This window comes from Abyssibacter sp. (assembly GCF_964229365.1).
Classification (GTDB): Bacteria; Pseudomonadota; Gammaproteobacteria; order Nevskiales; family OUC007; genus Abyssibacter.
The window spans coordinates 163,348-176,536 of the sequence record NZ_CAXRDQ010000031.1 but is presented as its reverse complement, the minus strand read 5'-3'; the positions used below and the strand labels follow the sequence as shown (position 1 = coordinate 176,536).

At 63.0% G+C, this 13,189-nt stretch carries 14 protein-coding genes; 7 read left to right on the top strand and 7 right to left on the bottom strand.

Annotated elements, in window-relative coordinates; translation table 11 throughout:
- Positions 1-19: 19 nt before the first annotated feature.
- Complete coding sequence (locus ACE1EY_RS05165) at positions 20-1,273, bottom strand: dicarboxylate/amino acid:cation symporter (RefSeq protein ID WP_291513833.1); 1,254 nt, start codon at positions 1,271-1,273, stop codon at positions 20-22.
- 123 nt (positions 1,274-1,396) lie between these two features.
- On the opposite strand from ACE1EY_RS05165, the gene ACE1EY_RS05160 reads away from it, so the two are divergent.
- Entirely contained in the window at positions 1,397-2,197 is an 801-nt protein-coding gene (locus tag ACE1EY_RS05160; RefSeq protein ID WP_291513834.1) for a BPSS1780 family membrane protein, read from the top strand.
- Positions 2,175-2,930, top strand: coding sequence for a DUF1295 domain-containing protein (locus ACE1EY_RS05155; RefSeq protein WP_291513835.1), 756 nt, complete (start codon positions 2,175-2,177; stop codon positions 2,928-2,930). Before ACE1EY_RS05160 ends, ACE1EY_RS05155 begins: the two co-directional genes overlap by 23 nt.
- A gap of 32 nt (positions 2,931-2,962) precedes the next feature.
- Here the strand turns inward: ACE1EY_RS05155 and ACE1EY_RS05150 are convergent, their stop codons facing one another.
- A complete protein-coding gene (locus ACE1EY_RS05150; RefSeq protein WP_291513836.1) occupies positions 2,963-4,150 on the bottom strand; it encodes an acyl-CoA dehydrogenase family protein in 1,188 nt (395 codons plus the stop codon).
- Positions 4,151-4,393: 243 nt separating this feature from the next.
- Between ACE1EY_RS05150 and ACE1EY_RS05145 the strand changes: the two genes are divergently transcribed.
- Genes ACE1EY_RS05145 through ACE1EY_RS05135 form a run of 3 tightly spaced genes read left to right on the top strand, consistent with a single transcriptional unit; the run spans position 4,394 to position 6,252 of the window.
- The gene (locus tag ACE1EY_RS05145) at positions 4,394-4,897 is read left to right on the top strand and encodes a sigma-70 family RNA polymerase sigma factor (protein ID WP_291513837.1); all 504 of its coding nucleotides are present in this window, start codon (positions 4,394-4,396) and stop codon (positions 4,895-4,897) included.
- Positions 4,894-5,598, top strand: coding sequence for a DUF3379 family protein (locus tag ACE1EY_RS05140; RefSeq protein ID WP_291513838.1), 705 nt, complete (start codon positions 4,894-4,896; stop codon positions 5,596-5,598). The genes ACE1EY_RS05145 and ACE1EY_RS05140 overlap by 4 nt, the downstream gene beginning before the upstream one ends.
- Positions 5,599-5,637: 39 nt before the next feature.
- A complete protein-coding gene (locus ACE1EY_RS05135) occupies positions 5,638-6,252 on the top strand; it encodes a class I SAM-dependent methyltransferase (protein ID WP_291513839.1) in 615 nt (204 codons plus the stop codon).
- A 5-nt stretch (positions 6,253-6,257) separates the two neighbouring features.
- On the opposite strand, the gene ACE1EY_RS05130 is transcribed toward ACE1EY_RS05135, so the two are convergent.
- Both ACE1EY_RS05130 and ACE1EY_RS05125 read right to left on the bottom strand, forming a co-directional pair.
- Complete coding sequence (locus ACE1EY_RS05130) at positions 6,258-7,547, bottom strand: MFS transporter (protein ID WP_370299612.1); 1,290 nt, start codon at positions 7,545-7,547, stop codon at positions 6,258-6,260.
- A gap of 52 nt (positions 7,548-7,599) precedes the next feature.
- On the bottom strand, positions 7,600-8,265 hold the full coding sequence (locus ACE1EY_RS05125; RefSeq protein WP_291513841.1) for a rhomboid family intramembrane serine protease: 666 nt from the start codon (positions 8,263-8,265) through the stop codon (positions 7,600-7,602).
- Positions 8,266-8,396: 131 nt separating this feature from the next.
- Between ACE1EY_RS05125 and ACE1EY_RS05120 the strand changes: the two genes are divergently transcribed.
- Positions 8,397-9,764: a pyridoxal-phosphate dependent enzyme gene (locus tag ACE1EY_RS05120; RefSeq protein WP_370299611.1), complete on the top strand. Its 1,368-nt coding sequence runs from the start codon at positions 8,397-8,399 to the stop codon at positions 9,762-9,764.
- A 22-nt stretch (positions 9,765-9,786) separates the two neighbouring features.
- Positions 9,787-10,980 (top strand): PLP-dependent aspartate aminotransferase family protein, encoded by a 1,194-nt coding sequence (locus ACE1EY_RS05115; RefSeq protein ID WP_291513843.1) that lies wholly within the window; start codon positions 9,787-9,789, stop codon positions 10,978-10,980.
- On the opposite strand, the gene ACE1EY_RS05110 is transcribed toward ACE1EY_RS05115, so the two are convergent.
- Genes ACE1EY_RS05110 through ACE1EY_RS05100 form a run of 3 tightly spaced genes read right to left on the bottom strand, consistent with a single transcriptional unit; the run spans position 10,977 to position 13,188 of the window.
- The gene (locus ACE1EY_RS05110) at positions 10,977-11,789 is read right to left on the bottom strand and encodes a glutaminyl-peptide cyclotransferase (RefSeq protein ID WP_291513844.1); all 813 of its coding nucleotides are present in this window, start codon (positions 11,787-11,789) and stop codon (positions 10,977-10,979) included. The two genes, ACE1EY_RS05115 and ACE1EY_RS05110, sit on opposite strands and share 4 nt — an antisense overlap.
- A complete protein-coding gene (locus ACE1EY_RS05105; RefSeq protein WP_291513845.1) occupies positions 11,790-12,494 on the bottom strand; it encodes an HAD-IA family hydrolase in 705 nt (234 codons plus the stop codon).
- A complete protein-coding gene (locus ACE1EY_RS05100) occupies positions 12,487-13,188 on the bottom strand; it encodes an SIMPL domain-containing protein (protein ID WP_291513846.1) in 702 nt (233 codons plus the stop codon). Before ACE1EY_RS05100 ends, ACE1EY_RS05105 begins: the two co-directional genes overlap by 8 nt.
- Position 13,189: the final 1 nt, after the last annotated feature.

The window sequence follows — 13,189 nt, the reverse complement described above, 5'->3', positions numbered from 1 at the left end:
AGGCGTCGACCATCCGGCTTCAGCGGCCCGAGGCGACCAGGCGCGTCGGTTCACCTTCGCTGCGCGCGACCACTACCGCGCCGGTGGAATCCGAGAACACGTTGACGGCCGTCCGGCACATGTCGAGCACGCGGTCCACGGCCAGAATCAGTCCAACGCCTTCCAGCGGCAGGCCGATGGCGGTCAGGATCACGCCGATGGCGACCAGGCTCGCCGACGGTATGCCCGCCACCCCAATCGAGGTGAGCAGCGCGGTCAGCACGATGACGAATTGGGTGCCCAATGTCAGATCGAGTCCATAGGCCTGCGCGATGAACATGGCCGCCACGCATTCATAAAGGGCGGTGCCGTCCATGTTGACCGTGGCGCCCAGCGGCAGCACAAAGCTGCTGGTGCGATTTGATACGCCGGCTCGGTTCTCGACGCAGTCGAGCGTGACCGGCAGCGTTGCGGATGACGAGCTGGTCGAGAAGGCGGTGAGCAATGCCGGCGACATCGCCGCATAGTGCTTGAGCGGATTCACGCGTGCGACGAGGCTCAGCATCAACGGCATGGTGATCAGCAAATGCGCGGCCAGGGCGATGATGACCGTGACGAAGAAGGCCAGTAGCGGGCCAACGGCGTCGAAACCGGTCTGCGCAACGACCTCGGCAACCAGGCCGAATACGCCGATCGGCGCGATTCGCATCACCAGATTCGTCATCTGCAGCATGACCTGGTAGACGCCGTCCCAGAAATCCTTGAGCACCTCCCCCGGACGCCCGGGCACGCGGGTGGCCAGAAAGCCGAACAGAATCGAGAACACGATCAGGCCCAGCATCTGCCCCGCGGCAGCGGCCTCGATAATGTTGGGCGGCACCAGCCGCAACACGATGCCGATGACGTCGCCAGCGCCTTTGCCCTCGATCTTCTCGAGTACCTGTCCGGTACCGGCATCCAGCCCCATCCGGTCGCCGGCGGGCTCGCCATCGACCAAGCCCGGTGAGAGCAGGTTCACCATGAACAGGCCAATCAGGATGGCCACGAGGCTGGTGGTCAGATAGTAGGCGAGGGTCTTGCCGCCGAGGCGGCCCAGGTCGCGGCCACCCGGCAAGCCCATGACGCCCACGATGATCGATGACACGATCAGCGGCACGATCAGCATCTTCAGCGCATTGAGAAAGAAGCTGCCGATCAGATCGAAGGCATCAATCCACCAGCCAGCGTCCGGCACGATGGAGCCGACGATGGCCGCGGCGACGAGCGCAATCAGGATTTGCCAATGCAGTTTCATGGGTGCAAGCAGATGCAGGAATCGATCCGCCTAGCCTAATCCATCCACGAGGCCAGGTGACGCCGAGTCGCAGCCCGCCCGGTATGATGCGCGCAGGTGTCATTTGATGAACAGGCGATATTGATGGATCAAGAACTCGCGGTCGCAGTTCGGCCGGCAGCCGCCGGCAAGCAGTGGATCGGCTCGGCATGGGGGCTGTTTGCCGGCCAGGTCGGTACCTGGCTGGTATTGGTCATCATTCTATTCGCGGTCACGGTGCTGGCGGCCTTCGTGCCGCTGGGCAGTCTGGCGATGAACGTAGTGTCGCCGGTGTTCATCGGCGGCATGATGATTGGCGCGCATCAGCAAGCGCGTGGCGGCCGGGCAGAGATCGGCCATTTGCTCGCCGGGTTCTCCCAGCGATTCGTCGATCTGCTGTTGCTTGGCCTGATACAAATCCTCGCGACCCTGGTCGTGGGATTGGTTGGCGCCATCGGTGCGATGCTGACGATCGGATTGAGCGTCTTCGAAAATCCCGAGGCGCTGGGGGGCATTTCAGTGGTGACCTGGCTGCTGCTGGCGCTCGTCATGACCGTGCCGCTGGCCGCGATGATCATGGCCTTCTGGATTGCCACGCCACTGGTTGCCGTGGCGGGATGCAAGCCCTGGGAAGCCGTGGAACGCTCCTTTGATGCGGCGTGGCGGAACTGGCGTGCGCTGCTGGTCTACGGGCTGCTGGCACTACTGCTCGGCCTGATCGCGGTGATTCCGTTTGGCTTGGGCTTGATCGTGTTGATGCCGGTGCTGATGCTCGCCGGTTACACCGCCTGTGCGGACCTGTTCAGTCTGAATTCAGCCCCGCCGTCGCAGCCATCGACGCTCGAAGTGAACAAAGTGCCAACACCGGACGAGGACGAAGCAGATGACCGATTCGGTGCGAGCTGAGGTGTCCGACACGAAGGCCGCTCCGGCCGGTCCGCTTGCGGCACGGCGCATGCGGGCATTCACCGATCATCTGACCAAGGATTTTCTGGGCGGCCCCCGGCCGTTGAAGTTCGCGTGGGTGATCAATGCGCAGAAAGGTGGAACCTTCCTGTTCGTGGGGTTCTTGATGTGGTGGTACGGCAACACCGCTCCCGCGGCCTGGGTCTACCTCGCGCTGCATGGCAGCTACGGATTGTGCTGGCTGCTGAAGGATGTGACCTTTCCAGATCCCAATTGGCAATCGCGTGTGACCTTCGGCGGTGCGCTGATGTCCATCGTCGGTGGTCTCGGCCTGTATTGGTTGATCGCCTGGCTGCTCATCTCGGGGGTGAGCACGCCGGACTATCCGTTACCGGAACAGGCCTGGTTCGCGTTATGCATTTCTTTGCACACGCTAGGCATCGCGATCATGTTGTCGGCCGATGCGCAGAAGTACTACACGCTGAAGGTCCAGCGCGGCCTGATCACGACCGGCATGTTTCGCTATGTCCGCCACCCGAACTATCTCGGCGAGATGATGATCTATGGCAGCTACGCGCTCATGGTCTGGCACTGGGCGCCAGTGCTGATCCTGGCGTGGATCTGGATCGGCATCTTCGCCGTGAACATGGTGCTCAAGGAGGCGTCGATGTCGCGGCACCCGACATGGGCGGCCTACAAACGCCGGACGGGCTGGTTGCTACCCGGCCTGTAGGCGGCCCTTTGCCGGTTGGCGGGTGCTGAACGTCAGGCGGCCTTGCCCTGAGCCTCGGCGCTCTTGCTGCCGCGGCTGGGCATCGTGCCCATCAGCTTGCAGATAATGCTGAGCATCACCTCGTCGGCACCACCGCCGATGGAGATGAGGCGTGAGTCCCGGTAGGCGCGGGCCACGCGGTTGTCCCACATGAAACCCTGACCGCCCCAGAACTGCAGGCAGGTATCGGTCACCTCACGTGAAACCCTGCCGGCTTTGAGTTTGCACATGGATGCCAGCATGCTGGCGTCGCGGCCGTTGATGTACTGCTCGGCGGCCTGCATGGTGAGCGCTTTCAGGCTTTCGACTTCCGTCTTCAATTCGGCGAGCCGGAAATGCACGTACTGGTTGTCCAGCACCGATTGCCCGAAGGCCTTACGCGACCGCGCGTAGTCGATGGTCTCGTCGAGATTGCTTTCCAGCCCCTCGATAGCGGTCGCGGCGCCGAACAGGCGCTCCTCCTGGAATTGCAGCATCTGATACATGAATCCCATGCCTTCCTGGCCAATCAGGTTGCGCTGAGGCACGCGGACGTTGTCCAGAAAGATCATCGCCGTGTCCGAGGCCCGCATGCCCAACTTGTCCAGCTTGGTCTGGCGGTCCACGCCCTTGGCGTCCAGTGGGACCACGACCAGCGACTTGTTCTTGTGCGGCTTGCCTTCACCGGTATTGACCAGCATGCAGGCCCAGTCGGACTGCGTGCCGTTGGTGATCCACATTTTCGAGCCATTGATCACATAGTCACCGCCGTCTTTGGTCGCCGTGGTCTTGATGCTGGCGACGTCTGAGCCGGCCCCGGCTTCGGACACCGCGATCGAGACGACCTGATCGCCGGCAATGGCGGGCGCCAGATATTGCTGGCGTAGCTCGTCCGAGCCGAATCGGGCCAGCGCGGGTGTGGCCATGTCGGTCTGCACGCCGATGGCCATGGGCAGCGAGCCGCAGTGACATTGTCCCAGGGCCATCGCGAATATGAGCTCGTAGGAGTAGTCCAGGCCCATGCCCCCGTATTCGGCCGGCTTGTTGATTCCGAGCAGCCCGAGGTCGCCCATACGCTTGAGCACCTCATGTGCGGGCCAGATGCCGGCTGCTTCCCACTCGTCCACATGCGGGTTGATTTCGTCCTGCACGAACTTGCTAACCGTCCGATGCAATTCTTTATGCTCATGGGTAATAATCATTACTGTTTTCTCCTCAAAGGTTGTTGCCGACCAATGCAATATTTTTTGAGATTCTGGGTAAGTTTTGTCATGCATGCAACGATGAATCTCAAATTACCAGTAATTATGATTACCCAATGAGCGCCGTCATGGGAAAATCACATCTGGACGGCGGTCTATAAAGACATCGACGCAGGCAGGCGGGAAGGGCGCAATGATCAATCGATGGCCGTGTTGTTCGGAATCCGTTGGCGGGAAAACGGGATGAGTCGCTCCCGCCGCGAGTTTTCCGTGCTGGTCGACGCTTACGCACAGGATCTCTACCGCTACGCGTACTGGCTTTGTCGCGATCCGCACGTTGCCGAGGACCTGGTGCAGGAAACCCTGCTGCGAGCCTGGAAGTCTTTCGACAAGTTGCAGGATGTGAAAGCGGCGCGCTCCTGGCTCATCACCACGGTGCGTCGCGAGAACCTCCGGCGGTTCGAGCGTTACCAACCCACGACGGTCGATGTGGACGAAATGGAGTACCTGCCAGCAGTCGCGACGGATGATGTCGCCACTGCAGATGAGATTCGGACCCGGCTGGCCAGCCTGCCCGTCGTGGACCGCGAAGCCCTGCTGCTTCAGGCCGGTTACGGCTACAGCCTGAAGGAAATCGCCGAGATCATGGATACCACGCCAGCCGCGGTGGGCAACCGTGTTTACCGCGCCCGGCAGCGACTGTTGCAGCAGGATGTCGATGCCACCAAACGGGAGGTGCAGGCATGAATTGTTTTGAAGCGCGCCGCGCATTGCTCACCGATCCGGCCCGGCTGCCCGGAGACGTGGCGAACCACGTGTCGCAGTGTGAACGCTGCGGCCGGTTTGCGGCTCAGGTGCGCACGCTGGATATGCGAGTGGCCGATGCATGGTCGATTGGCACGCCTCCCGGCCTCGGTGACCGGCTCAAGCTGAGCGGTCCCCAGCGCTCGCGTGCGTGGGTGCCGGTGATGGGTGGCCTGGCGCTGGCCGCATCGGTGCTCGTCGCTGCGCTTGTGATCGGTTTCCCGAGCGCGCAGGGGCCAGGCGGCATTGACTGGGCCGCGTCGATGGTCGCTCACAGTGAGTACGACGCAGCGCATGAACTCTCGGCCGATCCCGACGCATCACAGGATTTCGAGCGGGTGATCCAGCGACTGGGGGGGCGGATTCGGGCGATCCCGGATGGCATCACCCGGGCCGGCTACTGCGTGCTGGATGGCAAGGCGGCGCTGCATGCTGTTATCGAACATGCTGGTGAACGCTTCGTTGTGTACGTGCTGCCCGGCGTGGCGGCTCAGCAGGCCCTGGTCGATCTGGGCGGTTGGCATGGCGAGATCCTGTCCGGCGATCACTCCACGATCGCGGTGCTCGGCCGCGGCACCACGGATGCCATCGAACAGTTGGCGCAGTCGTTGGCGGCCTCGGTCCAGTGGTCCGGCTCGGCCTGAGCGGCGTAAGCTGGCGGCCCGTCATCATCGGAGCTTGCGATGTACGAACGCTGGATCTTGCCGTACCTGCTGGATTTCGCCTGCGGGATTCGTCCGGTCCGGCTCCAGCGCCAAAAAATCGTGCCGCTGGCCCGCGGGCGAGTGCTGGAAATCGGCATCGGGACCGGCCTGAATCTCCCGCACTACGTGCCGGGGCAGATCGATAGCCTCCAGGGGCTGGATCCCGGGGTGTCCATGCATCGGCTAGCGCAAAAGCGTTTGCGGGCGACAGGGCTTAGTGCGGAGTTGATCCCATTGTCCGCCGAGTCGATTCCCATGCCCGGCGCCAGTTTCGATACCGTCGTCTGTACCTACACACTTTGCACGATTCCGGACGCTGCGGGTGCCTTGAGCGAGATGCGTCGCGTGCTCAAGCCCGACGGTCGTTTGCTGTTCTGCGAACACGGCCGGGCGCCAGATCCCGGTGTCGCCACGTGGCAGGCACGGCTGAACAAGCTTTGGTCACCGATTGCAGGAGGCTGTCGCCTGGATCGCAATATTCCGGACCTGCTCGATGACGCAGGATTTCGCGTGGAGAGTCTGGAGCAGATGTATCTGCCGGGTCCTCGCGTGCTCACCTACAACTATTGGGGCTCGGCGCAGGCCGCGGCGTGAGCGGTTTAGTCCTCGATCTCGGGCAGTCGCTGCGCCGCCAGGGCGGCTAATACGGCGCCACAACCGAACAGCAGCACCATGCCATCGGGTCCAAGCCAGGGCTCCAGCAGGCTTAGCGAGCCACCGGCCAGCAACAGTACGCCGATGAGCGTGTTGCTGACGGCGGTATACGCCGCCCGTGTTTCCTGCGTCGCCATATCGATCAGGTATGTGCTTCGGCCCAGGCGCACGCCGCTATGCGCCAGCGAAAGCACAAAGTACAGCCCGGCGTAGATCAGCGAAGATGTCCAGTGTAGCTGGACGACCGCAAACAACCCGCCACAGGCCGCTGCAGCGATCCATCCGGCCCGAATCAGCACGCGTCGGCTGGAGACGTCGGATTGGCGCCCCCAGACCGTGCCACCCAGCAGGTTGGCCGCGCCGACCGCGACCAACAGCCCGCCGAGGGCGCTGAATTCGCTGCCGCCGACCTGACGGGCGGACAGCACCATGAACGGCGCGGCGAACGCGGTGGACAGGAAGATTGCCCGGGTCATCACAAACAGACGGAACTGCGCGTCGGTCCGCATCAGCGCAAGCTGGCGGACCGCCTCCACGGCCGCGTTGCCGCCACCACTGTTCTGGCCGGGGGCCTCTCGGACGAAGCCGTACGCCGCCGCGGCGCCCAGCCACAACAGGCCGGCACCGAATAGCAGCGAAGCCAGATAGCCAATGCTCTCGCCGCCGGACAGCAGGCCGGTGGCGCCAATGGCCAGGGCTGCGCCGCCACCGATTGACGAGGCATAACCGGATGCCTTGCCTCGTGTGCGCCGCGACACCGTCTTGCCCTGCACATCCTTGATGGCGACGGAACAAATACCCCGCGCCAGGCTGAACAAGACCAGCAGGCCGAGCAGCATCCAGCCCGCATTCGCGCCTTCGCCATGCAATGCGACCAGACCCATGGCGACCATGCAGCTGCCCTGCAAGGCGCTGCCGAGCACCCAGAACCATTTGCGTATGGCGTGACTGCGAATCCACGCGGCCACGAACAGCTGTGGAATCAGCGCCAGTGATTCGCGGATGGGAACGGTTAGCCCGGCCATGAATGCCGGCGCACCGACAGCCGCGAGTACCCATACCAGCACGAGCTTGGCGCTGCCGAGATGATCCCCCGTTTTGGTCGCCGCGAGGGCGAATACGTGGATCAGGAAATTTCGTGGCAAATGCCGACAGGCCGATTCAGGAACGTCCTTGCACACGCGGGCGTCTTCCTCTCCAAGCAGAATTTCGTAAACGGATCGATCGCGCTGCAATGCCAGGTGTCCTCAGGCGTTTCGGCGCGAGAGTGTGCCATGAGGCACGGCGTCAGCGCCGCTTGGGAACAAAGGCAAACACCAGCAACAGGCCAGCGACAAACCCGCCGATGTGGGCGCGGAACGCGACGCCAGCGCCCGCTCCGCTCATCATTTCCGATAGAAGCTGCAGCAAAAACCAGAGCCCGAGCACGGCAGCGGCCGGCAGCCGCGTGACATGCAGATAGAAGCCAAGCGGGATCACGACGGTGACCCGGGCCCGGGGATAGAGCATGAGGTAGGCAGCCAGTACCCCCGATATCGCACCGCTGGCGCCCACCATGGGGATCGCCGAGGAGGGATCCGGCAGCGCCTGTGCCATCGCCGCACCGATGCCGCAGAGCAGATAGAACACGATGAACCGACCGTGGCCCATCGCGTCTTCCACATTGTCCGAGAAGATCCAGAGGTACAGCATGTTGCCGATCAGGTGCATCCAGCCGCCATGCAGGAACATGGAGGTGAACACCGTCAGCAGGGCGGGAACGGTGCCGATTTCTGGCGGAAGCATCGCGCCTTGCAGCAACCGCGCCGGGATCAGGCCATAGCCGAAGATGGCCTGCTGCGCGGCGGCCCCCAGCGACCACTCCCACAGGAATACGCCGACGCAGCTGCCGATGAGCAGCCAGGTCAGCCATGGTGTGCGGCGCGCGGGGTTGTCATCCCGGATGGGGATCATCGCAGTTCGGTCCTGTCGGGGCGGGCTTGGATGTCAGTGTTAGTGTAGATGACACATGACGGGGCCCTCGCATGCGGGATTCGGCGACAGATCCGATACGAGCGGGCACCGCAACAATTCGAGGAGGCAGCATGAGCATTCCACGCTCTGTTCTGGAGCAGATTGGCCGCACACCGATGCTGGAATTGCAGGGTTTCGAGACCGGACCCTGCCGCTTGTTTGTCAAGCTGGAGAACCAGAACCCCACCGGATCGATCAAGGATCGCATCGGCTTGTCGCTGGTCGATGCGGCGGAGCGCAACGGCGACATTAAGCCAGGCGGCACGCTGATCGAGGCCACCGCGGGCAACACAGGGCTGGGTCTGGCACTGGTCGCGGCGCAGAAAGGTTACCGATTGCTCCTGATCGTGCCGGACAAGATGGCGCAGGAGAAGATCTTTCACCTCCAGGCTCTGGGCGCCGAAGTGCGTATCACCCGGTCGGATGTCGGCAAGGGTCATCCCGAGTATTACCAGGATATGGCCGAGCGCCTGGCGGCCGAAATTCCGAACAGTTTCTACGTAAACCAGTTTGGTAACCCGGCAAACCCCTTGGCGCACGAGACCACCACCGGGCCGGAGATCTGGGATCAGATGGACGGTGACGTGGATGCCGTGGTTTGTGGCGTCGGTTCGGGAGGCACCATCACCGGGCTTACGCGATTCTTTCAGCGAGTGAATCCGTCGACGCAAATGGTGCTTGCCGATCCGGTGGGTTCGGTGCTCGTCGACTACGTAAAGACGGGACGGTATGGCGAGGCCGGAAGCTGGGTCATCGAAGGGATCGGGGAAGATTTCATCCCACCGGTCTGCGATTTGAGCGCCGTGGTCCACGCTTACAGCATCTCGGATGCGGAAAGCCTTCAAACCGGCCGCGCATTGCTCAGAACCTGCGGCATTCTGGGTGGCTCGTCCACCGGAACCTTGCTGGCGGGCGCGCTGAGGTACTGCCGCGAGCAAACCCGCCCACAACGGGTGGTCACCTTCGTCTGCGACAGCGGCAATAAATATCTGTCGAAGATGTACAACGATTTCTGGATGTTCGATCAGGGCCTGCTAGGGCAGCCGGAGACAGGCACACTGCTGGACCTGATCGCGCGTCGTTATGCCGATGGCTCTGCCGTCACCGTCCGGCCCGAGGATTCGCTCATTCAGGCCTACCGGCGAATGAAGCTGGATGATGTGTCGCAGCTGCCGGTCATGGATGGCGACCGGCTTGTCGGCATTATTGACGAATCCGATCTGCTGCTGGCGGTCCATGCTGACGCCGCGCATTTCCACACGGCAGTGCAAACGGCGATGGTGACGCAGTTGCAGACCGTTGACGTCAACGCCAGCGTGGACGAGCTGCTGCCGTTGTTCGACCAGGGACGGGTGGCGATTGTCGAGGATGCAGGCCGCTTTGTCGGGTTGATTACCAAAATTGATGTGCTCAACTACCTGCGCCATCGGGTGCAATAGCAATCTCTGGTAAGGAACAAACATGACCAGCAAGCAAGCAACGGCAACCCGGAGCATGGCGATGGCCACACGGGCGATTCACGGCGGACAGCAGGTCGACCCGGTGACCGGCGCCGTGATACCGCCGATCTCTCTGGCGTCGACGTATGTGCAGTCCGGCCCGGGCGAGCACCAGGGCTTTGAGTATTCTCGGTCGCATAATCCGACGCGTTACGCCTATGAGCGTGCCGTCGCAAGCCTGGAAGAAGGGCGGGCAGCCTTCGGGTTTGCCTCGGGATTGGCGGCAATGGCATCGGTGCTTGATCTGTTGCCAGCCGGCAGTCATGTGATCGCATCGGACGACCTCTACGGAGGCAGCTATCGCCTGCTCAACGCGGTGCGCGGGCCGGCCGCAGGCCTGCAGGTGAGCCATGTCGACATGCGCGACCCGCAGCGCGTCCGTGACGCCCTTCGCGACAATACCCGGTTGATCTGGGTCGAGACGCCGACGAATCCTCTGCTTCGTCTCGCCGATCTGGAGGCGATCGCGGCGATCGCCCGGCAGGCCGGCGTGATGTGCTGTGCCGACAATACCTTTGCGACGCCGGTGTTGCAGCGTCCGCTGACGCTGGGGTTCGACCTCGTGCTGCACTCGGCCACCAAGTATCTGGCGGGTCATTCGGATGTGGTGTCCGGCGTGGTCGTGGTGGGCGACGATCCCGAGCTGGAAGAGCGACTGCGTTTCGTACAGAACGCCGTTGGCTCGGTCGCCGGGCCGTTTGACAGTTATCTGGTGCTGCGAGGGATCAAGACCTTGCCCCTGCGCATGCAACGGCATTGCGAGAACGCATCTGAACTGGCCGGCTGGCTGGATTTACAGGCCGGCGTGAGGACAGTGCACTACCCAGGGCTGCCAGCTCATCCGCAACAAACGTTGGCCTTACGACAGATGTCCGCGTTTGGCGGGATGATTGCGATGGAGATTGACGGCGGGCTTGCGGCTGCCCGCGCGTTTCTACAAGCCACTGAATTGTTTCAACTCGCCGAATCGCTCGGTGGGGTGGAAAGCCTGATCGAACACCCGGGCATCATGACGCATGCCAGCGTCCCGGCGGACCAGCGACAGGCGCTGGGGATTGGTGATGGACTGATCCGTCTCTCGGTCGGGATCGAGGATGTCGAGGATCTGCGAGCCGATCTGTCCGGGGCGCTGGACGCAGCGCGTCTCGCGAACTAATCAGCCGCCTGCGGCGCTGGCGTCGCGCCACCGCGCAGCAGCCGTTGGGGCGGCTCGATCTCGTAAAGCCTGCCCCAGCGTTTGCCGGTGACGAACAGTCGCTGGCTGTCGTCCAGCCACGCAATGCCGTTCAACGTGTTTTCGGCGCGCCGCGTGGTGTGTGGGTCCAACTCGCTCAGATCCAGCCATTCCACGACGCGACCGGTGGCGGGTTCGATCACGGCAACCCTGCGTGTTTGCCAGACGTTGGCCAACACGTAGCCGTTCACCCACTCGAGTTCGTTGAGGTTTCGGACTGGCCGGTCGCCATCCGTGACCTCGAGGTCATGAACAGGTCGGAAATCCGTTGTGCTGTGCCAGTGAAGTCTGGCGGAGCCGTCGCTGCGAATGAGGTGTTCGCCGTCGTAGGTCAGGCCCCAGCCCTCGCCGTCATAGGTCCACTGGCCCAGCTTTCGCCCATGGCGCGACCAGACAATGGCCTGACCTGCCTGCCAGGTCAGCTGAATGAACCGGTGCTGGCCATCAATGGCGAGGCCTTCGCCGAACCAGCGGGGCGGTAGCGCAATGGCGCGCTCGACCCGGCCGGTGGCCAGGTCGACCCAGCGCAGTTCCGAGGCGCCGCGCTGGCCGGTGCTTTCCAGCAACTGTTCGCCGAGAAAAACCAGACCCTGTGTAAAGGCGTCTTGAGCATGCGGAAAACTGGCGAGAACCGCAGGCCGGCTAACGGGGGGCGATTCGGCCGCTCCTGCGGTGGGCGCGCCGACCAGCAGGGCGAGCGCCATGCCCAACCATGTCCCGAGTCTGATCATTCACGCGCCAAGACGATCAGCCAATTCGAGCAGGCAACGCACGGTCGGCGGCTGCCGATCGGTTGTTGGCCAGGTGGCATCCGCCCGGCTGAGCCAGACCGCCTGGAATCCTGCGGTTCGAGCGCCGACGACATCGGCATGCGGGTGGTCGCCAACATGCAGAATCTGCTTCGGTTCCAACCGGAGATGGTCGGCCGTATGCGCAAAAATCCGGGGGTCTGGTTTGGCGAAGCCAACGTCGCGGGCATACACCGTGTGTTCCAGCAGATGCAGGCCGGTCGCCGGTCCGGGTTGCCCGTTTCCGTTGGTGAGTCCGACCAGTCGGAAGCGTGAGGCCAAACGCTGCAAACCGAGCCGCACGTCGTCATAACAAGCGATATCGTTCCGGGCTTTGAAGAAGACGGAAAAGGCTTCTTCCGCTCGATGCACGGGGGCGCCGACGGAATCCAGCAATACCCGGATGGTTTTCAGCCGCAGGGCCGTCATGTCGTGTAACAGCTCGGGATTCGCTTGCCCAACGCGTTGCCGCAACGCATGCACGCCAGCCTCGTCATAGCGGTCGAGCACCGCCGGAGCATGCTGCGAGAACCAACTTCGTAATGCCAGCTCGGCGCGCTGCATGACCGGCGCAATGGGCCAGAGCGTATCGTCGAAATCGAAGCTGATTGCGCGGATGCTCGCGGCATCCAGGCTGGCTTCAGTCATCAATCAGGAAGTATTCAAGCGTCGACACAACGCGAATGGTCTTGACCTCGGGCGAGTGCGGATCGCGATCGGTGATCGTGAACAGGCCCTGGCGTGCGCGTCTTAGCGTGCCGACGGCGGTTCCGGAATCTTCGGCGAAGCGGGCTGCGGCATCGCGCCCATTGCGCGTGGCCTGGGCGATCATGTCGGGCTTGATCTCGTTCAGTTCGGTGAACAGGAACTGGGTTTGAGCACCCCATTGGTGCATGAGTACCACGCCCTCGCTCACCAATTCTCCAGCCGCTTGCTGTGCCTTGCGAACCTTGTCGACCTGATCGGTGCGGAGCAGCACCGTCGCCTCGGCGGTGTAGCGGTTGCCGCGGTATCCGTCGCTGCCATATTGCTGCGATAGCTTGTCGGTGATGCGCGGGGCGGACCGGGTGATGTTGTCGGCGGGAAAGCCCTGCGCTTGCAGAAACGCCAGAATGCGCTGCGCGTCGGCCTCAAGTGTCTGCTGGACGTCGGGCAACTCGTTGCCGGTTGCCGAAAACACCAGCGGCCAAATCGCCAGGTTGGCTGGAACCTCGCGTTCGGCTAGGCCCTTGACCTCCACGAAGCGGTCGGCACTGCGGATATCGGACAGGCTGGCGCCAATGAGGCAAGCCGAGACAGTCATGCCGGCGGCCACGAGGCCGCCGGCGACCATGCGGTCCATC